Origin of the sequence: Streptomyces sp. NBC_00236 (assembly GCF_036195045.1) — a bacterium.
Classification (GTDB): domain Bacteria; phylum Actinomycetota; class Actinomycetes; order Streptomycetales; family Streptomycetaceae; genus Streptomyces.
Window position 1 is genome coordinate 7,574,145 of record NZ_CP108100.1, and the last position, 22,105, is coordinate 7,596,249.

Genomic DNA, 22,105 nt, shown 5'->3' on the forward strand with positions numbered 1-22,105 from the left:
CACCGGGAATCCGGCCGGCCGAATCGGTCGCTCGTGCGAGAGGTCATACCAGAGCGGGACGGATGGCGGGCAAGTTCCACAACTGCCCGTCGCGCCCTCGTACCGGGCGACTACCGTGTGTGCCCGGTGATCAACGGTGGGCTCATATTTTCCGAGCCTGCCCGGCCGATGACCCGAGAATGACCGACCACCGTAGGTGCCACCACATGAACGCCGATGCCTGGGGCCCCACGTACCGAGGACGCTGATGTCTCAACTTCGCGCACCCGACGCGCGACCGGAACGACGAGAGGGCGGGCGGCACGGCCGACCGGGTCCCCGTTCCCACTCGGCCGCGGCCAGGCCGCGGGCTGCCCGGCCGTCTCCCGAGGCGCGCATACGCCCCCAACTCCTGCGCACCGCAGTGCTGCCGGCCGTCGCCGTCGCACTGGCGGGCACCGCGGCCGTCATCTTCACCGCCCGCTCCGGCGGCGTCCGCCCGTCCAGGGAACTCTGGACGGCGCTCGGCGCCGCGGGAACGCTGGCGGCCGCCGCGATGGTGGCCGCCTTCCTGGCCGCCAACCGGGTCGCCACCACCGTCCTCGGCCGCTGCCTGGCCCTGCGCCGGGCCAGCGTCCAGGGCCAGGCCGATCTGCAACGGGTGGTGGAACAGCTCCGCAACGGCGAACCCGTGCCCGCGCGACGCTCCCCGCAGCCCGTCGCCCCCGGCAGCGACCCCTTCGAGCTGCTCGCTCAGGAGATCGGACGCCAGCAGGAGGGAGCCGTGGCCGCCGTCGTCCAGGCATCCCGGCTGTCCCGACTGCCCGAACACACCGGCGAGGACCAGAAGGTCGAGGTCTTCGTCAATCTCGCCCGCCGTCTGCAGTCGCTCGTGCACCGCGAGATCCAGCTGCTCGACGAGCTGGAGCACCAGGTCGAGGACCCCGATCTGCTCAAGGGGCTCTTCCACGTCGACCACCTGGCCACACGCATCCGCCGGCACGCCGAGAACCTCGCCGTCCTCGGGGGCGCGGTCTCCCGGCGGCAGTGGAGCAACCCGGTCACCATGACGGAGGTGCTGCGCTCGGCGATCGCCGAGGTCGAGCAGTACCCCCGCGTCAAACTCGTCCCCCCGATCGACGGCACTCTGCGCGGGCACGCCGTGGCCGACGTGATCCACCTGCTGGCCGAACTCGTGGAGAACGCCACGGTGTTCTCGGCCCCGCAGACCCAGGTCCTGCTCCGCGCCCAGCGCGTCACCGCGGGCCTCGCCCTGGAGGTGGAGGACCGGGGCCTCGGCATGCCGGGTGACGAGCAGAAGCGGATGAACGCTTTGCTGGCCGACCCCGACCAGGTCAACGTCGCACGCCTGCTCCAGGACGGCCGGATCGGCCTGTTCGTGGTGGCGTCGCTGGCCCGCAGGCACGGCATCGCCGTACGTCTCCAGAGCAACATCTACGGGGGCACCCAGGCCGTCCTCGTCCTCCCGCAGTCCCTGCTCGGAGCCGACGAGGACACGCACACCGAGGCCGCCGGCGCACCGGCCCCACCCCTGGGGCCCGTGCACCGCCCACCGCCCCCGGACGACTCCGCGGGACGCCTCGGCCCCGCCCCTGAACGGGCCGCCGCCCCCGAACCGCAGCGGCGCCCCTACGTACCGAAACAGCAGCAACTGCGGCTGCATCAGGCACCTCAGCAGACGCCGCGCGAGGGCGAGGGCCCCCCGCTCCCGCTGCGGGCCGAGCGCCTCGACCGGCCCGCCCCCGCCGACGAGCGCTCCGGCACCCGGACCACGGACGACGCGGTCCCCGTCCTGCCCCAGGAGACCGGAGTCGTGCGCGGCACGATGGGCCGGCCCCAGCTTCCCAGGCGGGCCAACCAGGAACACCTGGTCCCGCAGCTCAGGGAGGCTCCTGCCCCGCGCGCCGAGGAGGAGCCCACGCTGCACGACCCGGGGCTGGTGGCGGCCTTCCGGCGGGGGATCGACCTCGCGGAGGCGCGGCAGGAGTCGGAGGCGGATCCCGCACCGGACACCGGCACCGGGTTCGGGGCGCCCGCCGGCACCGGAGCGGACGCCGGCGGGTCCAGGGACGTGCGGACCGGCCGGGAGGCCCCCGCACCGGTCAGGGCGCCGCTGGAGCCGCTCCCGGTCCGTGGCGCCGTCCCCGTGGAGCTGCTCGGGGACGGCTCGTACCACAGTGATCAAGACCCACTCGAAGCGAACGTGAACACCACCAAGGAGTAGATGCACCATGGCGACCGATATGCCGTCCGGTCAGGTCTCGGACCTCGACTGGCTGCTGAGCGGGCTGGTACAGCGCGTGCCGTACACGCGCAGCGCGGTCCTGCTCTCCGCCGACGGGCTGGTGAAATCCCTCCACGGCATGGACGCCGACAGCGCCGACCACATGGCCGCGCTGGCCGCCGGCCTGTACTCGCTCGGCCGCAGTGCCGGGGCCCGTTTCGGGGACAACGGAGAGGTCCGCCAAGTGGTGGTGGAGCTCGACTCGACGCTCCTCTTCGTCGCCACCGCCGGCTCCGGCACCTGTCTGGCCGTGCTCGCCGGGCGGAACGCCGACGCCGCCGTGCTCGGCTACGAGATGACGATGCTGGTCAAGAGCGTCCGGCCCTATCTCATGACGCCGACGAGACAAGCGGCCGGGGTGCCGGGCGCCTCGGGACTATGACCGTGCCGGCCACGCAGGACGGGCCGTTGCTCGACGATGCGGCAGGCCGCCTCATCCGCCCCTACACCGTGAGCAACGGCCGCACCCGTCCCACGACCGTGCTCGACCTGCTCTCCCTGGTGATGGCCACCGGTACGGTTCCGCAGACGCACCTGGGCCCCGAGCACTCCGTGGCGCTCGGGCTGTGCGGCGGTCCCACCTCGGTGGCCGAGATCGCCGCGCATCTGCGGCTGCCCGCCGTCGTCACCAAGGTCCTGCTCTCGGACCTGGTCGACTGCGGCGCGGTCACCGCACACCCGCCCGCCTTCCATGACATGCCCACCGACCGATCCCTGCTGGAGGCAGTGCTCGATGGCTTACGACGACAGCTCTGACGGCTTCGACGGCTCCGCCCCGTACGCGGGGACCGCGAGCCCCGGACACGTCGGCTACGCGGACGCCCCGGGCGGCGGCTACGCGGCTCCGCCGGGCCACACCGGGTACGAGGACGGATCCGCCCCTTCCGGGTACGAGGACGGCACCCGCACGGCCGGTTACGAGGAGGCCCCCGGCAGCCCCGAGGGCTTCCCCGTCGCGCTCAAGGTGCTGGTGGCCGGAGGTTTCGGCGTCGGCAAGACGACGTTCGTCGGCGCGGTCAGCGAGATCGCGCCCCTGAGCACGGAGGAGCTGCTGACCCAGGTCAGCGCGGCGACGGACAGCCTCGAAGGCATCGAGTCCAAGACCTCCACCACCGTGGCGATGGACTTCGGCCGCATCACGCTGGACGAGCAGCATGTGCTCTATCTGTTCGGCACACCGGGACAGGAGCGCTTCTGGTTCATGTGGGACGAACTCTCCCAGGGTGCGCTCGGAGCGGTCGTGATCGCCGACACCCGCAGACTGGAGGAGTGCTTCGCGGCCGTCGACTTCTTCGAGCGGCGAGGAATCGGCTTCATCGTCGCGGTCAACGAGTTCGACGGCGCGTTCCGCTACGGCCCCGACGAGGTCCGGGCGGCCCTCGACCTTGCACCCGCGGTCCCGGTCGTCCTCTGTGACGCCCGCATCGCGAGTTCGGGCACCGGTGCGCTGGTCACCCTGGTCCAGCACCTCATCAACGCCACCGCCGAACCCGCCCCGCTGACCGCCCACGGAAGCTACGGAGTCCATCCGTGACGACCCCGCACGCCCTCGGACGGCTGCTGCTGACGCCCGTCGACAGCGACACCGACGTCCGGACCCAGCGGCTGCGGAGCCTCGGCCTGGGGGAGCGGCCCGACGCCTCGTTCGACAACTTCGACGCCTTCGCCGACCGGGTGGCCGAAGTGACCGAGGTGCCCTACTCGATGGTCAACTTCATCGACGGCAACCGCCAGTTCTTCGCCGGACTGCACACCCCGGCGGGTACCTGGAAAGGCTCCGACCTGGGGGCCGCGGCGGCGGGCAGCGGCCGCCGGGGGCGCTATGTGGCCCTCGACCACGGCTTCTGCCCGCATGTCGTCGTCCGGCGCAAGGCACTGGTCCTGGAGGACGTGTGCGACTACCCGCGGTTCGCCGGGAACCCGGTCGTCGACGACATAGGCATCCGCTCCTACCTGGGGGCGCCGCTCATCGACCGGACCGGCATCGCCCTGGGGGCCGTCTGCGCCGTCGACATCGTGCCCCGCCCGTGGGGACGGGCGGGGCTCGACACGATCAAGTCACTGGCGCAGGAGCTCGTCGGGCACATCGACCAGCGGGAGGAGAACATCCTCGGCATCTGAGCCCCGCGCCGGACCCCGCCGTCAGGCCTCCACCGTGCGGCCGTCCAGGAAGGTGAGCACGACCGTGTCACCGTCCACCCGCACCCGCACGGCCGTGCGCAACGCCTCCGGGTGGATGCCGTCGCGGGACAGCACGACGAGCGAGACGTGCACGCTGCGGCCGCCCGCATGCGGTGCGCTGCGCAGATACGGCACCGCCGAGTGCGGGCCGTACGCATTGGACCCGACATCGCGTGCCACGGCGGCGCCGTCCACACCCCCGTCCCATCCGTACAGCGCGACCAGTGCGCTGCTCAGCCCGTCGGCCGTGCGAGCGAGCGCCCAGTCGGGCGCCGACGAGGCGAACGGGGCCTGCGTGTCCGCGACCGCGTGGCCGCCCTCGCGGACCACCGCGCCGCCGGGTGCCTCGACCCGGTGCACCCGGATCTCCCACGGGCCGTGCAGCACACTCGTCGTCTCGATGCGGTAGGCGCGCTCGTCACCGGGCAGCCGCGCCGCCGACCAGGAGGACGCGACGCGGTCCTCGCAGCGCAGTGGATGGATCCGGCGGCGCCGGGACGGGGTGCCGTCCGGGGCGAGCAGTGCCAGATGGCCGTCGATATCGCGGGCCAGGGCGTGCGGGGCGGACTCGGGGGCCGTCGCCGTCGAGTAGGCGAGCTTCGCGTAGTGCGGATCGTCCTCACCGGCCCCCGGGTCCGGGTCCGCGCCGGCTTCGGTCCCCGCGGGGTCCGGGGCGGGCGGGTTGTGGTCGCTGCCGTGGTTGACGAGGCGGACGATGCCGTCGTGCCGGGTGCCGTGCAGCAGCCAGCCGGGGGCGGGCAGCGCGGTGTACGTGTCGGACTCCTCGACGGGCAGCGGGAGTTCGCGCGCGGTCCACACCTCGTGGTCGGGGGGAAGCAGCAGGCCGAGGAAGCCCTTGCTCGCCCAGTAGGGGGAAGCGGGCCCGGAGTAGGGCTGGGTGGACGGCAGGAAGGTGTCGTACCAGCCCAGCGTCAGCAGCCCCCGTTCGTCCGGCACCCCGCGCTCGGCGAAATGCCGCAGGGTGCCGGAGGCGAGGCGGCGGGTCAGGCCGGGGGCGAGCGGTGTGCAGTCGGCCAGCGCGCCCATCCACACGGGAGCGAGCGCGGCGAACCGGTAGGTGAGGGAGCGGCCCTGGTGCACCGGGGCGCCGTCGGCCCCGAAGAAGTGCGGGTAGTCCTCCAGGAACCTGCTCAGGCGCTGCCGGTAGACCTCGGCCCGGCCGCCGTCGCCACCCGGGCCGGCGATCCGTGCCCACAGCAGCGGGTACAGATGCATCGCCCAGCCGATGTAGTAATCGAAGTTGCGGCCGTCCCCGTCGGTGTACCAGCCGTCACCTACGTACCAGTCCTCGATCCTGTCCAGCCCCTCCTCGATGTCCGAGGCGCTGTACGGGGCGCCCACCGAGGCGAGGAACTGCTCGGACACCACCTGGAAGAGCCGCCAGTTGTTGTCCCAGGTGCGGCCGCCGACGAACCCGGAGAACCAGTCGACGACCCGCTCCTGAACCCTCGCGTCCAGCCGGTCCCAGATCCACGGCCGGGTCTCGTGCAACGCGACCGCGATCGAGGCCGCCTCCACCATCTGCTGCGAGCAGTTCGTCAGCCGCGGCCACGCCTCCCCGCTCGCCGCGTCCGTGCCCGCCGCCAGACCGGCCGCGTACCGCTCCGTCAGGGCGGGGTCGACCGCCCCGCCCGCGCCCGCGATCCGGCAGGCGGCGAGCAGGAACGACCGGGCGAACCCCTCCAGCCCGTCGGACACGACCCCGGACCAGCTGCCGCGGCCCGGCAGCCGGTACTGGGCGAAACCCGGGGTCGCGTACGGCGTCAGCGCGTCCAGCATCCGGTCGGCGGTCGCCTCCCAGTGCGCCCGGGTCCATCCGGTGCGTGACGACAGGACTCGGTCGGTGGGCGGCAGACGCAGGTGCGGGGCGACGGACATGGTGGTGCTGCTCCCAGGAATCGGTGGGGGTGGTTACCGGACGAGTTCGGCGCAGTGGGTATGGCCCCGGGAACCGCCGACGGCGACGGTGAGGACCGGCCGGGCCCCCGGGGTGACGGTCACGGTGTCGTCGGCCGCGGCGACCGACCGGACACGGAAGGGGAGTTCGACCGAGACCACCGTCCCGGTCCGGCCCGGGTCGGCGACGGCTACGGACAGGTACGCGCCCCGCCGCCGTACGAGGAGCGTCACCGGACCGGACGCGGTGATCCCGGCCGCCGAACCGGCGCCCCAGAAGTGCACCGCGGTCAGCCCGGACCTGCGGTCCTCCACGGCCTGCGCGGTGGTGTCGTTCGCCACGATCCGCACCGGCCGCGAGCGCGACCACACCGCGGTGGCCGCCGCCGACGCGCCGGGCAGCAGCACATAGGCATAGCCCGCGTCGGTGGGGGAGACCCCGTGGTCCAGCCACAGCGTGGCGTAGCGACGCGCCACGGAGTCGGTGCTTCCCCCGGTGTCCGCACCGGTGTTGATCGACCGCCAGGTGCCGGCGCGCTCCTCGCGCAGGACGTTCAGAGCGGTCGCGCCGGGGAAGACATAGCCGCCGGTACCGTCGAGATGCGCCCAGTCCGCCCGGGAGACAGCGCCGCTTCCGCCCTGCTCCACCCCGTCCACCAGCAGCCGGTTGCGACCCTTCGCACCGAGGCTGCGGTTCTCCACGACCGTCTCGACCGTCCGGCCGTCGCTCGCCGTGATGCCGGCCCCGAGCGCTACCACCGCGTTGTCGAGGAGGAACCACGACTTCCTGGCCCGCAGGGTGCTGCCCCCGGCACCCACCAGCTCCATCGCGGCGACCGTGTGCCGGCCGTCCAGCACCGCACCGCCCGCGACGGCGTTCGCCGGCCGGTAGGTGGAGGTCCCGCCGCCCGTGCCGAGATCGGCGCGCTGCCGTGTGTCGACCGTGGTGCCGGGGAGACGGTACGGGTCGACGGTCGGCCAGAAGCCGTCGTTGAACTGCCCGAGGTCCTCACCGTCGTACAGGTAGGTCATGCCGTCGCCGGTGTACCAGCCGTGGAGGTTCTCGCCGTTGCCCGCCTCGTACGCGGAGATGCGCCGGGAGGAGAGCGACAGGGCGAACGCCCAGCCGGGGCGGCGGTGCACCACCCGGTCCATGTCGGCGAAGACGAAGCTGCCCGTCGTGCGAGCGCCGGCCGGGATCGCCGGATCGTCCAGTACGGCTTTGGCCAGGGCGAGTTGGGGGAGCGTGGCGAGGGCGGCGAAGGGGGTGGTGCGGTTGCGGGTCAGCCAGCCCTTGGCCAGTGCCCGCCACCGGTCCGCCCGGTCCGCCGGGGCACCCGATGCCAGGAGCAGGATCGCCGCGACGGCCGTCGCCCCGTCCCGGTGGTCGCCGGCACGCTCCCGGGACACGGCGCGTCCGCGTACCGCGTCCATCATCAGCCCGTCGAAGATCACCGGGGCGAAGCTCCGCTCCACGGCGTCGTACATCACCGAGACCTTCGGGTCGGCGACCGCCCACGGCGAGCCGGCGAGGAGGGACAGCAGATGGGCGGCGCCGCCGAGCAGCACGGTGCCGTACGAGCCGGTGTACGCGACCACGCCGTGCTGGACGAACGAGCCGTCCTCGTAGAACCCGTCACCCGAACTCGTATATCGGAACAGGCTGTTGCGTCCGGAGTCGCGTACGTCGGAGAGCGCGTCGCGGGCGGACGACAGCTTGTCGGTGCTCCTGCCGAGCAGCCCGCGCAGCGCGACGATCACGGCCTTGTCGGTGCGGTTGGCGCAGGTCTCGGCCAGGGCGGGGGAGTTGGTACGGCGGTCCGCGTCCGGGCAGAAGCGGTCCACGACCGCCAGATAGTCCGCGAGATCGGCGGCCGGCAGCCGCCCGCGCAGCAGGACACAGGTGTCCATCAGGGCGCGCGGCGCACCGATCTCCCAGAACCACCAGTTGCCGCTCTCCCGGGCGGTGGGGTGGTAGGCGGTGTCGTGGACGAACCGCAGTGCGGAGACGAGGGCGTCCGCCGCCTCCGCACTGCCCGACAGCGAGGTGCCGGGGGTCGCCCATGCAGTGGCGAGGGTGCGCAGCCGGGTATAGCTCTGCCCGAAGTTGCCCGGAGCGGTGACGGGGGCGAGATCGGACCACAGTGCGGTGCGGCCGGCGGTGCGGTCCAGGCTGTCCCAGAGCCCGTTCGCCGTGCCGTCCAGGGATGCGACACCGGCGGCGAAGTCGGGGTCCGACGGGTCGAACCCGCCGCCGGTCATGAGGAGTTCGGCGCGGGCGAGCAGCCCGTCGAAATCCTTCTCGGCGCCGAGCGCCGCACCTTCGGAGGCCGTAGCCCGGGTTGGGCCCGCGATCAGGACTCCGGAGGCGGCGGCGCCGCCCGCCGCCAGGAGGGCCCTTCTGCTCCACTGCATGGTGACTCCCTCTTCCTGCTCGGTCAGTCGCTGAGGGTGCTCGGGTCGACCGGCGGCTTCGGCAGGTTGAGCGCCGCCAGTTCGGCCTTGCCGGTGGCATCGATGGGGAACGCCCAGGTGTTCACGAAGAAGTCCGTGAGGTCATACCCCGCGATGCGGCTGGAGTAGGTGGCCAGTGCCCGGTACCGCTTGTCGTTCTCCGTGTAGTCGGACTGCGGATTCTCCTCGCGCACCAGCTTGTGCATCCGGGGCCAGAAGTCGTCCCCGTACGCGAGCTCCAGCTGACGCAGCGGCACCAGCTTCTCGTACGAGCCGAAGGACTTCTCGTACGTCAGACCGTCCGTGCCGAACTTCGCGCGCGAGGTCTGGAAGACGGTGAGCCCGGTCTTCGGGTCGACCGTGAGCAGGTTCGACGGCCGGCCGAGGGTGCGCTGGGCGGCCAGCGAGTAGATGTTCACCGTGACCTCGGTCAGCCCACCCGGCTTGTACGCCATCTGCTGGTGCAGGTGGCCGAGTTCGTGGTAGAGCCCCCAGCCGCGCGTGCGCAGCCCCTCCACCGTGGTGGCCCTGTCGAGATAGGCCCTCGGGAACCCGTTGTAGCCGTGTGTGGCGTAGGCCCCGACACCCGTGGGCACCTTGCTGACCTCGGTGAAGTGGTACGGGCCCGCCTTGCGCCGGTGCACCGGCTTCGAACCGTCCAGCCCGCTGATCCGGGCGTGCGAGTCGATGATCGTCTCGACCAGCCGGAGCAGCGCGGCATGGTCCTCGCCGCGGTACAGCAGCGCGCCCTCACGGGTCAGCGTCATGATGGTGTTCGGGCCGTGCAGCTCCACCCACGGCGAGGCGGTCAGGGTGTCGAGCTGGTGCTGGTAGGCGGACTCCGTGGTGCTGCCCAGGGTGAAGACCGGCATGGGCACGGTGCCGGAGCGGAACAGCACGCCCGCCCGTTCGCCCTGCCCGGTGAGCGTCAGATAGACCGGGCCGCCGTGCGGGTCGGTCACCGTGTTGGTGCCCGAGACGAGCGGGTAGCTGCGCGGTTCGGCGACGTCGCCGTAGTAGTCCCAGGCGCCGATCCACAGCGTGGGCACCAGGTCGTCGTACGGCTGGACCGTGAGCGACAGCGGGGTACCTGCGGGGGCGTACAGGCCGGTGGGCTGGAACTCGGAGCCGCGCAGGGCCTGTGCCAGGCGCAGGCGCTCGGCCTCGGCGGCCGGACGGGCGGTGACCGTCAGCGAGACCGGGCGGACGGCGGGGCGTGGGGTCGCGGCCTGCGCGGAGACGGCACCGGCGCCGAGTGCGGCGACCGCTCCCGCACCTGCGGCGAGAACGGCGCGACGGCCGACGGCGGGGGAAACCGGGCTGGAGGGGCTGGACTTACGCATGCGGAACTCTCCCTGCAGAAACGAATGAGGGGCGGAAGCGTGCGGAACGGAGGTGGGGCGCTCGTCAGCATGTAAGCGGTTGCTGTCGTGCCGCAAGGGGAGTCGCGAAGTTACTGTGATTTTCTATGGCCGACTGGGGACAGGCGGGTAGTAACCGGTCACATACGGCCGGACCTGCCGGCCCGGGGCGCGACGGAATCGCGTACCACGATGTGAGTGCCGAGTCGCAGGGCCCCCGTGGTGGGCTCCCGCCAGTCGTCCTCGTCCCCGCCCGAGACCGCGAGCCGCACGGCCTGGCGGCCCATCTCCTCCAGCGGTACGTGGACGGTGGTCAGCCGGGGGCGCAGTTCCTGGGCGACGGGGATGTCGTCGTACCCCACCAGGGAGATGTCCTTGGGCACCCGGACCCCGGCCTCCTCCAGCGCCTGGGCGGCACCTGCGGCGACCACGTCGTTGGCCGCGAACACCGCGGTGAACTCCGGTCCGTCCCGCAGTAGTTCGGCCATCCGCCGATAGCCGAAGTTGCGGCTGAAGGCGCCGGGCTGGGCCAGCTCCGGGTCGATGGCGATCCCGCGGAGCTCCAGGGCGCGCCGGTGGCCGGCCAGCCGGTCACGGGTGGTGGAGAGCTTGGGCGGTCCGCCGAGGTAGAGGATCCGCTCGTGGCCCTGCATCAGCAGATGGTCGGTGATGGCGAACGCGCCGCCCTCGTTGTCGTACTCGACCGCCGCGGTGGGAGCCTCCTCGCCCAGGGGCGGCCGGCCGCACAGCACCAGCTTGGAGCCGCCCGCGTCCAGCTCGCGGGCCCGGCGGGCCAGCTCGGAGGTGTAGCCGCGGTCGGCGATCGACCCGCCGACCACCACCACCGCGTCCGCCCTGCGCTCGTGCATGAGGTCGATGAAGGCCAGCTCGCGCTGGGGGTCGCCCTGGGTGCAGCAGACCAGGCAGAGTCGCCCGCCGAGCGCGGCCTCGCGCTCCACACCGCGGGCGATGTAGGCGTAGAAGGGGTCGATGACCTCGTTGACGATGATGCCGACGGTGCGGTTGGAGACGCCGGCCAGGGCGCGGGCGTGCGCGTTGACCACGTAGCCGAGCTCGCGCATGGCCGACTCGACCCGTTCCCGGGTGGCCTCCGCGACGGGGTAGTTGCGGTTCAGGACGCGGGAGACGGTGGCCGTCGAGACGCCTGCGCGCCGTGCGACGTCGGTGACCGTGGCCCGCCGCTGTCCGTCCGCGGCCGTGCTCTGCCGGCGCATCCGGCTCACCCCCTGGTGGCTGTTGTGTGACGCCGAGCCTAGAGCCTGGCGGGGGACGGTGTTCATGCGATCCTCCCCAGGTCGGCCCGGTGCACCGGATGGGCGAAGGGCGCCCCCCGCGCGTACCGGGTCAGCTCGTCGACGGCGAGTGCCCCCAGCCGGCCCACCTCGTTGCCCTGGGCGCCCGCGAGATGCGGGGTGAGGAAGACGTTGGGCAGGTCCCACAGGGGATGACCGGCGGGCAGGGGCTCGGGTGCCGTGACGTCCAGGACCGCGTCGAGCCGCCCGCTGACCAGATGCCCGGTCAGCGCCTCGGTGTCCACCAGGGTGCCGCGTGCGGTGTTGACGAGCAGGGTGCCGGGCCGCATCAGGCCGATCCGGCGCGCGTCGATGATGCCCCGCGTCTCGGGGGTGTCCGGGGCGTGGACGCTCACCACGTCGCTGGTGGCCACGAGGGTGTCCAGGTCCGTGCGGGTCACCCCGAGGAGTTCGGCCTCGGCCGCGCCCACGTACGGGTCGTACAGCAGCACGTCCGCGTCCAGCACCACCCGCAGCAGCTCGATCACCCGGCGCCCGATCCGGGACGCGCCCACGACCCCGACGGTCAGTCCGTGCGTACCGAGCCAGTGCTGCCGGTCGAGGTCGGCGCCGGTGCGGTGGGTGCGGCGGGCGCGGTAGAGCCCCGCCAGCGGGAACACCCGCTTCGCGCCCATGATGATCGCCGCCAGGGTGTACTCCGCCACCGGGACCGCGTTGGCCGTCGCTGCCGACGAGACGGTGATCCCGCGGTCGAAGGCGGCCGGTGACAGAAACGTTTTCACCGTGCCGGCCGCATGGATCACCGCCCGCAGCCGTGGTGTCCGCTCCAGCAGGCCGGCGTCCACCGGCGGGCACCCCCAGCCGGTGAGCAGCACTTCCGCCGAGGCCAGCGCCCGCACGGCGTCGGGAGAGTCGAACTCGCTGATCAGCGACGGGTCGATCAGGTCCGCGGTCTCCTCCAGACGGGCCCGGACAGGGGGTGGGAAGACGTCGTCCAGCAGCCCGGGGCTCATGACCAGGACCGTGCGCGGGCGCCTTTCGGGCGGGGCCGCAGCATCGGTACCGGACGGAGCCGGCGCCTCTTCGGTGGTTCGCACCCTGCCTCCGGACAGTAATCGCGTTCTATGGAATGACCGGCACGCTAAGGAGCGTGATGGGTGACCGTCAAGCTCTTCCGCTACCCAACTGCCCTATTTATCAGGGTATTCAGGGCTTCGGTGGGCGAACTTCCTTGTGGAGGGCATCGCGAAACAAAGACGTTCGACTGGATCTCTTGACGCTTGGGTTAACCGCTTACTAACTTGCGGCCGCAGAAGGCTCACCATGCGCCACCCAGCCGAACAGGACGCACCATGGCTGACACAGCACCCCCGCTGCCGCGGGAAAAGCGGCGAAAGTGGCGGAAGCGGGTCGAGGAACCCGTCCCGCCGGCCGACCGGGCCCTTGTCGCCCCACGCCGGCTGACGCTCGGGCAGCGGATCAAGCGCGACCGGGTGATGTTGCTGCTCACCCTGCCCGGCCTGCTCTACTTCGTCGTCTTCCACTACGTCCCGCTCCTCGGGTACGTGGTGGCGTTCCAGGACTACCAGCCGTACCTCGGATACATGCACAGCGTCTGGGTGGGCTTCGCCAACTTCTCCGCGGCGTTCGCCGAACCGGCCTTCTGGAGCGCGACGTTCAACACGCTGGAGATCGCCCTCGTCCAGCTGGTGTTCTTCTTCCCGGTGCCCATCGCGCTGGCCCTGCTCCTCAACAGCATCGCCAGCGACCGCATCAGGCGGTTCGTGCAGAGCGTCGTCTATCTCCCGCACTTCATCGGCTGGGTCATCATCGTCTCGATCTTCCAGCAGATCCTGGGTGGCGCCGGCGTGCTGCCGGACGTCCTCGGCGGCATGGGTCTGCCGCGCTACGACATGATGAGCGACCCCGACGCCTTCCCCTGGCTGCTGACCCTCCAGGTGGCCTGGAAGGACGCCGGCTGGGGCACCATCATCATCCTCGCCGCACTGCTCAACATCGACCGGCAGCAGTACGAGGCCGCCGCCATCGACGGCGCCGGACCCCGGCGCCGGCTGTGGCACGTGACGCTGCCCGGCATCGCACCCGTACTCATCCTGCTGCTGATCCTGAACCTCGGGCAGATCCTCTCCGTCGGCTTCGAGCAGATCCTGCTCCAGCGGGACGCGGTCGGCCCGGACGCCGGTGAGGTCCTGGACACGTACGTCTACTACCACGGCATCAAGGACAACGACTGGGGCGTCGCCGCGGCCGTCGGACTCGTCAAGGCGGTCATCGGCACCGCACTCGTGCTGGGCGCGAACAAGTTCGCCCACCGGCTCGGCCACGAAGGGGTGTACCGCGGTGCTGACCGCTGAGAAGACGCGCGCCAAGACCCGGAGCACCGCACCGGCGCCCCGCCCCGCCCCCGTACGCAGGTCCGACGGCCGGCCGCCGTGGATGGAGCGGCCCACCCGGATGGGCACGACCGCCAAGGCGGTCGCCGTCGTGGTGGTCGTCCTGGCCGTCGCCTATCCGCTCGTCGGCGTCATCGGCACGAGCTTCGCCTCGCAGACCGACATCATCAAGAGTTCCGGCCTCGTCCTGTGGCCGGACCACCCCACCCTGGACGCCTACCGCACGATCTTCACCGGCGGTGTCGTCACCCGGGCGCTGCTCGTCTCCGTCGGCATCACCGTGTTCGGGACACTCGCCAGCCTGCTCGTCACCGTCGGCATGGCGTACGGGCTCTCCCGCCGCGAAGTCACCGGCTCCCGCTTCATCCTGATGACCGCCCTGTTCACCATGCTGTTCAACGCGGGCATCATCCCCAACTTCCTGCTGGTCAAGGGCCTCGGCCTGTACGACACCTACGCGGCGCTCGTCATGCCCACCCTGGTCAGCGCCTTCAACCTGGTCGTCCTGCGGTCCTTCTTCATGAACCTGCCGGAGGAGTTGTACGACGCGGCGAAGGTCGACGGCGCGGGTGACTTCCGCATCCTGGTACGGATCGTCCTGCCGCTGTCCAAGGCCGTCCTCGCCGTGATCAGCCTCTTCTACGCGGTGACGTACTGGAACGCCTTCTTCAACTCGCTCCTGTACCTCAACGACACCGACAAGTGGCCGCTGCCGATGGTGCTGCGCACCTACGTCCTCCAGGGCCAGAGCCTGAACGCCGCGTCGGCCGGCGAGGTGCTCGCCCCGCAGCAGGCCGTCCAGATGGCGGTCCTCGTGATCGCCGTCGTCCCGATCCTCTGTGTCTACCCGTTCCTCCAGCGCTACTTCACCAAGGGTGTGCTCACAGGCGCCGTCAAGGGCTGAGCGCGGCCACCGCCCCCCACTTCTTCCCTCCCCTCTCCCACTTCCAAGGAGATTCAGGTGTCGAGCTCCACCCCCATCAATCGCAGAGCACTGTTCCGCATGGGTGCGGGCGTCGGTCTGGGACTGGCCGCCGCCCCGCTGCTCGCCGCCTGCGGCGACGGCGGTACGACCGCCAAGGCGGAGGCCAAGAGCGCCTCGCTGCTTCCGGACACCGCAGTCCGCAACATCGGTCTGAAGCCCGACCTGGCCGGGACCGCCGCCGGTGTCCCGCAGGGCTTCTTCAGCTACCCCGCCCAGCCGCTGCGGGCCACGAAGGGCACGCCGCTCAAGGGTGCGAAGCCGATCAGCGCCACGCTGGAGACCTTCTCCCCGCCGCCGCCCGCGCGGGGCAGGAACGCCGCCTGGCAGGAGATCGAGAAGCTGCTGGGCGGCGAGGTGAACATCACCGCCGTGCCCGCCGACGACTACGGCACCAAGTTCTCCACCATGGTCGCCAGCGACAGCCTCCCCGATCTCTTCATGTACCCCGAGGTCGGCGGCGTCGACAACAAGTCCGGCTTCCTCCAGGCCACATGTGCCGACCTCACGCCTTACCTCGCGGGTGACAAGATCAAGGACTACCCGAACCTGGCCGCGATCCCGAAGGGCGCCTGGCAGGCCGCCATCTTCGGCGGGAAGCTCTACGGCATCCCGATCGCGCGTACCGGGACCGGCGGCGCCGGCGTCTACCGCCACGACCTCTTCGAAGAAGTCGGCGTGACGAGTCTCGACCAGATCACCGGACTCGACCGCTTCGTCGAGGTCTGCAAGGAACTGACCCGGCCCAAGAAGGACCAGTACGCGATCATCGCCGGCGCCACCACCATGCTCGCGATGTCCGCGGGAGCGCCCTACTACTGGCGGCTGGACGCGCAGACCGGCAAGTTCACCTGCGACCTGGAGACGCCGGAGTTCCGCAAGGCCGTGGAGACCGCCCGGCTGCTGTACAAGGCGGGCTGCTTCTATCCGGGAACCCTCCAGATGTCCGGGGCACAGAAGGCCCAGTACACGGACATGTTCAAGAACGGCAAGGGCGCCTACGTCTACGACGGTATGCCCACCTATCTGGCGCCGGGCGTCGGCTACATCGCGGCCATGGGGGCCATCGACAAGAAGTACGACCCCCGCCCCTTCGTCCCGGTCGGCAAGGACGCCGTCGCCTGGATGGACAACGTCAAGCTGGAGAACACCCACATCAAGAAGGCGTCCGGAGACCGTGTGAAGCAGGTCCTCGCGCTGGCAGACTTCGCCGCCTCGCCGTTCGGCAGCCAGGAGTACACCCTCATCAACTACGGAGTCGAGGGCAAGGACTTCACCCGCGACGCCAAGGGCAACCCGGCGCTCACCAAGCAGGGCACCCAGGACGTCACCGTGCCCTGGAAGTTCATGGCCTCCGCCGTGCCCGCCGTCTTCAGCGCCGACTCGGAGGAGGGCGTCCGTCACGTCCACGACGCCTTCACCAGGATGATCCCGATGATGGAGCAGGACCCGACGCTCCAGTACTCCTCGCCCACCTGGGACTCGAAGGGCTCCGGCAGCCTCTACACGTTCAAGTCGGACGCGCTGAAGGACATCATCTCCGGCCGCAAGCCCATGTCTGCCTATGACCAGTTGGTCAAGGACTACCTCGCCAAGGGCGGCGAGCAGGCGCGCGGCGAGTTCGAGGAAGCCTTCCAGAAGGGCAAGAAATGACCACACGACGCTCGGTACTCGCACTCGGCGGGGCCGCGGTCGCCGCGGCCGTCGCCGTCCCCGCCCTGGGCTCTCCCGCCTCCGCCCGGCCGCACGGGTTCGACCCGAAGCCCGGCTCCGACGGCGTCGGCGACCCGCTCTTCCCCACGCTCGGCAACGGCGGCTACCAGGTCGTCCACTACGACCTGACCTTCGACTTCACCCCGGTGACGTACGACTTCACCGCGACCGTGAAGATCAACGCCAAGGCCACCCAGGATCTCTCCGCCTTCAACCTGGACACAGACGGCCACACCATCGACTCCGTCACCGTCGCCGGCCGCCCCGCCACCTGGGCGCTCACACCCGGCAAGAGCGGCCAGGAACTGACCGTGACACCCGCCCGCCCCCTCCACCACGGGCAGGCGTTCACCACCGAGATCCGCTACCGGGGCAACGGCAAGGCGCCCCGACTCGGCCTCACCGGCTGGAAGTTCGGCACCGACGGCGGCTTCGCCTCGGCCGCCCAGTCCTCGCGCGCCGACACCTTCCTGCCGTGCAACGACACCCCGTCCGACAAGGCGACGTGGACCTTCCACATCAGCGCCCCCGAGGGCTTCGTCGCCACCGCCAACGGCGAGCTGACCCACAGGACCCCGCGCGCCGACGGCTCCACCGTCTGGCACTTCGCGCTCCGCGAGCGCATGGCGACCGAACTCATCGGGATCGCCGTCGTCAAGGGCACCTATCTGTACGGCAGCAGCCACCGCGGCCTGCCCCTGCGGCACATCGTCCCGCAGGGCCAGGAGGACAAGTACGCCCCGATCGTGGCCCGTACCCCCGACCATCTCGCCTGGCTGGAGGCGAAGTTCGGTCGCTACCCGTTCTCCGTCTACGGACTCCACATCTACGACGGCTACACCGACGCCCTGGAGAACCAGACCCTCTCCCTCTTCTCCACCAACTGGTTCAAGCTCAACGCCAACGGTCAGCCCGGCTACGAGACCACCATGGTCCACGAGCTCGTCCACCAGTGGTTCGGCGACTCCGTCACCCCGAACGACTGGCAGCAGGCCTGGCTCAACGAGGGCCCCGCCGTGTACTACGCGGGCCTGTACGGCGAGGAGCGGGGCTGGTCCGTCTTCGCCGACAAGATGAAGGCGACGTACGAGAAGCTCGACGCGGTCCGCGCCGCCGACGGACCGCCCGGACTGCCCAAGGCGCTCGGCGGCACGAACATCTACGACGGCGGCGCACTCGTCCTGTACGCCCTGAGCCTGCGGATCGGCCGGTCGTCGTTCGACCAGGTCATGCGTGAGTGGGTGAAGCGTTTCAAGGACTCCACCTACACCAGCGAGGCCTTCATCCGGCACGCCGTCGACGTCACGGGCGACCGGTCCGTCGACCCGTTCCTGCGTGACTGGCTCTTCGGAGCCGTCAACCCTCCCATGCCCGGCCACCCCGACTGGAAGGCTTCTGCGTGAACCGCTCCATGAACGTCGTACGAGGAACAGCCGCTGCCGCCACCGCCGCCGTCCTGACCGCGCTTCTCGCGGCCCCGGCCGCCCAGGCCGCACCCGGCACCCGCACCCTGTTCGCGGCCCCGGACGGCCGGGGCACCTCCTGCACCGTTGCCCGCCCCTGTACGCCGGAAGCGGCCCGTGATCTGGCCCGCACGGTGACCGGACATGATGTCCGCGTACTTCTCAAGGACGGGACGTACCGGCTCGACGAACCCCTGAAGCTCGGCGCCGCCGACTCGGGCGTCTCCTGGGCCGCGGCCCCCGGCGCCCGTCCCGTCCTGTCCGGCGGGCAGGACATCACGGGCTGGCGGCATAACGCCGACGGCACCTGGAGCGCCGACGCCCCTGCCGGCGTCACCCCGCGCCAGCTCTTCATCGGCGGGAAGCGTGCGATCCGGGCCCGCGGCGAGGCTTGCGCAGCCGCCACGTGCGACGCGACCGAGAAGGGCATGACGGGCGCCACCGCCACCGGAATCGACCGGTGGCAGCGGCCCACCGACGCCGAGGCCGTCATCCGGGTCCGCTGGCGCAACTACCACTGCCGCATCGACGCCGTCAACGGCGACGTCGTGACCTTCGTCCAGCCCTGCTGGACGAACTCGGCGAGCGGCACGAAGCGCACCGGCCCCTCCTGGGACACCACGGCGGTCGACTCCTCCCGCTACAGCGGTGTCGCCTTCTTCGAGAACGCGCCCGAACTCCTCGACCAGCCGGGCGAGTTCGTGTGGAACTCGACGGACCGCACGGTCACCTACCTGCCGCGCAAGGGCGAGAACATGCGCCACGCGCAGGCCGTCACCCCGTCCACCGAGCAGCTGCTCGTCGTCGACGGCGCCCACGACGTCACCGTCAGCGGGATCGGCTTCGCGTACGCGGCGTACCGACAGCCCGACACCGACGAGGGCTATGCGGGCATGCAGGCCGGTCTCACCCTGACCGGAGCCACCGGACCCGTCGACCACGCGGGCCGCTTCTACACCAAGCCGGCCGCCGCGGTCACCGTCCGCGGAGGCCGGGGGGTGAGCATCGACAGCACCCGGTTCACCCACCTCGGCGGGGCCGGCGCGATCCTGGAGGCCGGCACGAAGGACAGCTCCGTGACCCGGTCCTCCTTCACCGACCTGTCCTCGGGCGCGGTGTACGTCGGCGACACCGAGCCGATGCCCGGCGCCGAACTCACCGGCGAGCGCAACACCGTCGCCCACAACACCATCAGCCGCACGGGCGTCGAGTACACCGACGCGGTGGGCATCTGGGCCGGTTACGAGGCGGAGCTGACGGTCGACCACAACAGCCTGGACCACCTGCCGTACTCCGGGATCTCCGTCGGCTGGGGCTGGAACCAGCCGGAGGCCCAGAAGTCCGTACTGCGTGACAACAAGGTGACGAACAACCGCATCACCGACGTCATGGAGGTCGCCCAGGAGCAGCACGACGGCGGCGCCATCTACACCCAGGGCGCCCAGCCCGGCACCGTCCTGAGCGGCAATTACATCAACCGCTCCGCGTACGGCAACACCGAGCGCGACGGCAACGGCATCTACCTCGACGAGCAGTCCTCGCACATCACCGTCGAGAAGAACGTCATCACCCGCATCGGCTACAAGTGGGTCTCCAACTGGGCGGGTTACGGCATCGAGAACACCGCCCGCAACAACTGGACCGACACCGCCGCGCCCGCGCTCGGCGGCCGGGGTTCCGTCATGACGGACAACCTCACCGGCCTTGACCGGCTGCCCGCCGAAGCGGTCGCAGTCGCCGCCGGTGCGGGTGCCCGCGGCGGCCCGGTCGAGCAGCTGCGCACCGACCTCGCGCGCACCGGCACGGCCACCCAGTCCTCCACCGAGGGAACGGCGACGGCGGCACTCGCCCTGGACGCCGACACCAACACGGACACCCGCACGCTCGCCGAAGCGGGTGCCTGGTGGCAGGTGGACCTCGGCAGCGTCCGGCACGTGCGGCAGGTGGAGGTCTGGAACAACTCCTCCTCCACCACGGCCGACTTCGACATCGTGACGGACGACGGGACGGTGCACGTCAGCGGCAAGGCGCTCCGCCCCACCGTGATCGACCTCGACAGCCGGACCCGCACGGTGAGGATCGTGGCCTCCGGCACGGGCCGGGTGGCCCTCTCCCAGGTCCTCATCCACTCCTGACCCCGGCACAGCACACGGACGCCGGACCGGCCCTTCAGGCCGGTCCGGCGTCCGGCGTCGTCCTGGAGGGTCTCACCCCAAGGCGAACGCGTCCGCCAGCATGTCGGTCTGCGCGGCCAGCAGGACGTCCCCGTCGTGGCCCATCCCGGCGAACTGCCCCGCGGCCTCCAGGCCCACCGAGCCGTGCAGCTGCGCCCACGCGAGCACCGCGCCGGCCAGTGCGCGGGCCGACGCCGCCGGGTCACCGGTGACGTCCGCCGCGTACTCGGCCACCCAGTCGCCCACGGCACTCTCCGACTCCGACCCCAGCCAGGCGGCCATCTGCGCCACCACGGGAGCCACCCCCGCACCCGGCACCCCGCCCGCGAACACCGGCAGGAACGGCCCGAGCACGGCACGGGCGCGCTCCAGTGTGTCGGCGGGAGCCACGTACCCCGGCACCGGCGAGCCCTGGATCAGCAGATAGCGGTGCGGTTCGCCGATGGCCCAGGCCCGGTAGGCCGTGGCCAGTGACCGCAGCCGCTCGCGCGGGCCGTGACCGGCCGCCTCCGACCGGGCCGCGGCCACGCCCATCGCCGTCGCGGCATCGTCGTACGCGTCCCTGATCAGGGCGTTCAGCAGATCGTCCCGGTTCGCGAAATAGCGGTAGAGCGCCGGTCCGGACAGGCCCATGTCCTTCGCGATCCGAGTGAGCGCGAGCGCGGCCACACCCCCGTCGGCGAGCTGCCGCAGTGCCGCCTCCTTGATCTCCGCCCGGGTCTGCTCCCGGTACCGGGCCCGTGGCCCCTGCTGCGCCTCGGCCATTCCTGGCACCTTTCGCTAGGCAAGCTCACTTCGGTTACGGAGTCTAACAGTCAGGGTTGCGATGGCTCATCGCGAGAGTTACTGTCTCTAACAGAAGTGAGGGGCGGTAGCGCACCTCCGGGACCGGATTTCAGGGAGCACCCCATGACTGCAACGCATGACCTCCACGTGGTTCTCGGCGCCGGCCCCGCCGGTACCGCGCTCGCCGCCGAGCTGGCCCGTCGCGGGCATCCCGTGCGGCTCGTCGACCGGTCGGGCGAGGGGGCCGCACCGACGGGTGTCGACCGGTTCGCCGCCGATGTGGCTACTGCGGAGGGTGCCCGTGCGGCCGTACAGGGTGCGGCCGTCGTGTATCACTGCGTGAACGTCGGCTACCACCTCCAGGTGGAGGTCATGCCGCGGATCCAGCAGGCCGTCCTGACAGCCACCGGGGCGGCCGGCGCTCGCCTCGTCGTCCTCGACACCCTCTATCCGTACGGAGAGACGCACGGTGCGGTGATGACCGAGGACACCCCGTGGAACGCGACCACCCGCAAGGGCCGGATGCGTGCGGAGCTGGACGCCCGCTACCTGGCCGCCCATGCCGACGGCCGGCTGCGCGTCGTACTGGGCCGGTCGGCCGACTTCGTGGGGCCGGGGGTCCTCCACTCCACCCTGGGCGGGGCGGTGTTCCCGGCCGCGCTGACCGGGGGAGAGGTCCCGGCGTTCGGTGACATCGACCTGCCGCACAGCTACACGTACATCGGTGACGTGGCGGCGGGTCTTGCGACGCTGGGCGAGAACCCGGACGGTGACGGCCGGGTCTGGCACCTGCCCACGGCTCCGGCGCTCACCACCCGGCAGATCCTGACCATGGTGGAGGAACGCGTCGGGCGCCCCCTGAACCTGACCGTCGTGGCGCAGCCGCGTCCGTTCGGCCCGTTCGACGAGGTGTTCATGGCGGAGTACGCGGAGATGTTCTACCAGCACACGGAGGCCCAGATCGTCGACTCCTCGGCCATCGAGAAGGCGTACGGACTGATGCCCCGTCCCCTTGACGCCGCGGTCGACCGGACGCTTGCGTGGTACGGGGAACTCCTGGCCGCATCCTGACGGTACAGGGGTGCGCCGGCCCGACCGCTGT

General features: G+C 71.3%; 17 protein-coding genes. 11 read left to right on the forward strand and 6 right to left on the reverse strand.

What is annotated here, in order from left to right; genetic code table 11:
* The first annotated feature begins 247 nt into the window (after window positions 1-247).
* The 5 genes from OG446_RS33730 (at window position 248) to OG446_RS33750 (ending at window position 4,405) form a co-directional block, all read left to right on the forward strand.
* Entirely contained in the window at window positions 248-2,224 is a 1,977-nt protein-coding gene (locus tag OG446_RS33730; protein ID WP_328897589.1) for a sensor histidine kinase, read from the forward strand.
* Between the two features lie 7 nt (window positions 2,225-2,231).
* Complete coding sequence (locus tag OG446_RS33735) at window positions 2,232-2,666, forward strand: roadblock/LC7 domain-containing protein (RefSeq protein ID WP_148017000.1); 435 nt, start codon at window positions 2,232-2,234, stop codon at window positions 2,664-2,666.
* Between the two features lie 2 nt (window positions 2,667-2,668).
* Window positions 2,669-3,040 carry a DUF742 domain-containing protein gene (locus OG446_RS33740; protein WP_148017001.1) on the forward strand — a complete coding sequence of 124 codons (372 nt, stop codon included), beginning with the start codon at window positions 2,669-2,671 and terminating at the stop codon, window positions 3,038-3,040.
* 208 nt (window positions 3,041-3,248) lie between these two features.
* On the forward strand, window positions 3,249-3,818 hold the full coding sequence (locus OG446_RS33745) for a GTP-binding protein (protein WP_328898497.1): 570 nt from the start codon (window positions 3,249-3,251) through the stop codon (window positions 3,816-3,818).
* Window positions 3,815-4,405, forward strand: a complete 591-nt coding sequence (locus tag OG446_RS33750; RefSeq protein WP_328897590.1) for a GAF domain-containing protein — start codon at window positions 3,815-3,817, stop codon at window positions 4,403-4,405. The genes OG446_RS33745 and OG446_RS33750 overlap by 4 nt, the downstream gene beginning before the upstream one ends.
* A 21-nt stretch (window positions 4,406-4,426) precedes the next feature.
* On the opposite strand, the gene OG446_RS33755 is transcribed toward OG446_RS33750, so the two are convergent.
* The 5 genes from OG446_RS33755 to OG446_RS33775 form a co-directional block, all read right to left on the reverse strand.
* A complete protein-coding gene (locus tag OG446_RS33755) occupies window positions 4,427-6,364 on the reverse strand; it encodes a DUF2264 domain-containing protein (RefSeq protein ID WP_328897591.1) in 1,938 nt (645 codons plus the stop codon).
* Window positions 6,365-6,397: 33 nt separating this feature from the next.
* Entirely contained in the window at window positions 6,398-8,797 is a 2,400-nt protein-coding gene (locus OG446_RS33760) for a polysaccharide lyase 8 family protein (RefSeq protein WP_328897592.1), read from the reverse strand.
* Window positions 8,798-8,820: 23 nt separating this feature from the next.
* Entirely contained in the window at window positions 8,821-10,179 is a 1,359-nt protein-coding gene (locus tag OG446_RS33765; RefSeq protein WP_328897593.1) for a M60 family metallopeptidase, read from the reverse strand.
* A 158-nt stretch (window positions 10,180-10,337) separates the two neighbouring features.
* Entirely contained in the window at window positions 10,338-11,432 is a 1,095-nt protein-coding gene (locus tag OG446_RS33770) for a LacI family DNA-binding transcriptional regulator (protein WP_328898498.1), read from the reverse strand.
* Between the two features lie 62 nt (window positions 11,433-11,494).
* A complete protein-coding gene (locus tag OG446_RS33775; protein WP_328897594.1) occupies window positions 11,495-12,484 on the reverse strand; it encodes a hydroxyacid dehydrogenase in 990 nt (329 codons plus the stop codon).
* A gap of 339 nt (window positions 12,485-12,823) precedes the next feature.
* Here OG446_RS33775 and OG446_RS33780 point away from each other — a divergent pair, with 339 nt between their 5' ends.
* The 5 genes from OG446_RS33780 (at window position 12,824) to OG446_RS33800 (ending at window position 20,178) form a co-directional block, all read left to right on the forward strand.
* Window positions 12,824-13,846 carry an ABC transporter permease gene (locus tag OG446_RS33780; protein WP_328897595.1) on the forward strand — a complete coding sequence of 341 codons (1,023 nt, stop codon included), beginning with the start codon at window positions 12,824-12,826 and terminating at the stop codon, window positions 13,844-13,846.
* 82 nt (window positions 13,847-13,928) lie between these two features.
* Window positions 13,929-14,789 (forward strand): carbohydrate ABC transporter permease, encoded by an 861-nt coding sequence (locus OG446_RS33785; RefSeq protein WP_328898499.1) that lies wholly within the window; start codon window positions 13,929-13,931, stop codon window positions 14,787-14,789.
* A 57-nt stretch (window positions 14,790-14,846) separates the two neighbouring features.
* Window positions 14,847-16,520 (forward strand): extracellular solute-binding protein, encoded by a 1,674-nt coding sequence (locus tag OG446_RS33790; RefSeq protein WP_328897596.1) that lies wholly within the window; start codon window positions 14,847-14,849, stop codon window positions 16,518-16,520.
* Complete coding sequence (locus tag OG446_RS33795; protein ID WP_328897597.1) at window positions 16,517-17,983, forward strand: M1 family metallopeptidase; 1,467 nt, start codon at window positions 16,517-16,519, stop codon at window positions 17,981-17,983. The genes OG446_RS33790 and OG446_RS33795 overlap by 4 nt, the downstream gene beginning before the upstream one ends.
* On the forward strand, window positions 17,980-20,178 hold the full coding sequence (locus tag OG446_RS33800; protein WP_328897598.1) for a right-handed parallel beta-helix repeat-containing protein: 2,199 nt from the start codon (window positions 17,980-17,982) through the stop codon (window positions 20,176-20,178). The genes OG446_RS33795 and OG446_RS33800 overlap by 4 nt, the downstream gene beginning before the upstream one ends.
* Window positions 20,179-20,250: 72 nt before the next feature.
* Here OG446_RS33800 and OG446_RS33805 read toward each other — a convergent pair whose 3' ends face one another.
* Window positions 20,251-20,982: a TetR/AcrR family transcriptional regulator gene (locus OG446_RS33805; RefSeq protein WP_328897599.1), complete on the reverse strand. Its 732-nt coding sequence runs from the start codon at window positions 20,980-20,982 to the stop codon at window positions 20,251-20,253.
* Window positions 20,983-21,126: 144 nt separating this feature from the next.
* Here OG446_RS33805 and OG446_RS33810 point away from each other — a divergent pair, with 144 nt between their 5' ends.
* Window positions 21,127-22,074: an NAD-dependent epimerase/dehydratase family protein gene (locus OG446_RS33810; RefSeq protein ID WP_328897600.1), complete on the forward strand. Its 948-nt coding sequence runs from the start codon at window positions 21,127-21,129 to the stop codon at window positions 22,072-22,074.
* The last annotated feature ends 31 nt before the right edge of the window (window positions 22,075-22,105 follow it).

What these genes read in the sequence shown, in the direction of transcription:
- OG446_RS33730 (WP_328897589.1), top strand. Translation starts at nt 248, where the DNA reads ATGTCTCAACTTCGCGCACCCGACGCGCGACCGGAACGACGAGAGGGC.
- OG446_RS33735 (WP_148017000.1), top strand. Translation starts at nt 2,232, where the DNA reads ATGGCGACCGATATGCCGTCCGGTCAGGTCTCGGACCTCGACTGGCTG.
- OG446_RS33755 (WP_328897591.1), bottom strand. Translation starts at nt 6,364, where the DNA reads ATGTCCGTCGCCCCGCACCTGCGTCTGCCGCCCACCGACCGAGTCCTG.
- OG446_RS33760 (WP_328897592.1), bottom strand. Translation starts at nt 8,797, where the DNA reads ATGCAGTGGAGCAGAAGGGCCCTCCTGGCGGCGGGCGGCGCCGCCGCC.
- OG446_RS33765 (WP_328897593.1), bottom strand. Translation starts at nt 10,179, where the DNA reads ATGCGTAAGTCCAGCCCCTCCAGCCCGGTTTCCCCCGCCGTCGGCCGT.
- OG446_RS33770 (WP_328898498.1), bottom strand. Translation starts at nt 11,432, where the DNA reads ATGCGCCGGCAGAGCACGGCCGCGGACGGACAGCGGCGGGCCACGGTC.
- OG446_RS33775 (WP_328897594.1), bottom strand. Translation starts at nt 12,484, where the DNA reads ATGAGCCCCGGGCTGCTGGACGACGTCTTCCCACCCCCTGTCCGGGCC.
- OG446_RS33780 (WP_328897595.1), top strand. Translation starts at nt 12,824, where the DNA reads ATGGCTGACACAGCACCCCCGCTGCCGCGGGAAAAGCGGCGAAAGTGG.
- OG446_RS33785 (WP_328898499.1), top strand. Translation starts at nt 13,929, where the DNA reads ATGGAGCGGCCCACCCGGATGGGCACGACCGCCAAGGCGGTCGCCGTC.
- OG446_RS33795 (WP_328897597.1), top strand. Translation starts at nt 16,517, where the DNA reads ATGACCACACGACGCTCGGTACTCGCACTCGGCGGGGCCGCGGTCGCC.
- OG446_RS33805 (WP_328897599.1), bottom strand. Translation starts at nt 20,982, where the DNA reads ATGGCCGAGGCGCAGCAGGGGCCACGGGCCCGGTACCGGGAGCAGACC.
- OG446_RS33810 (WP_328897600.1), top strand. Translation starts at nt 21,127, where the DNA reads ATGACTGCAACGCATGACCTCCACGTGGTTCTCGGCGCCGGCCCCGCC.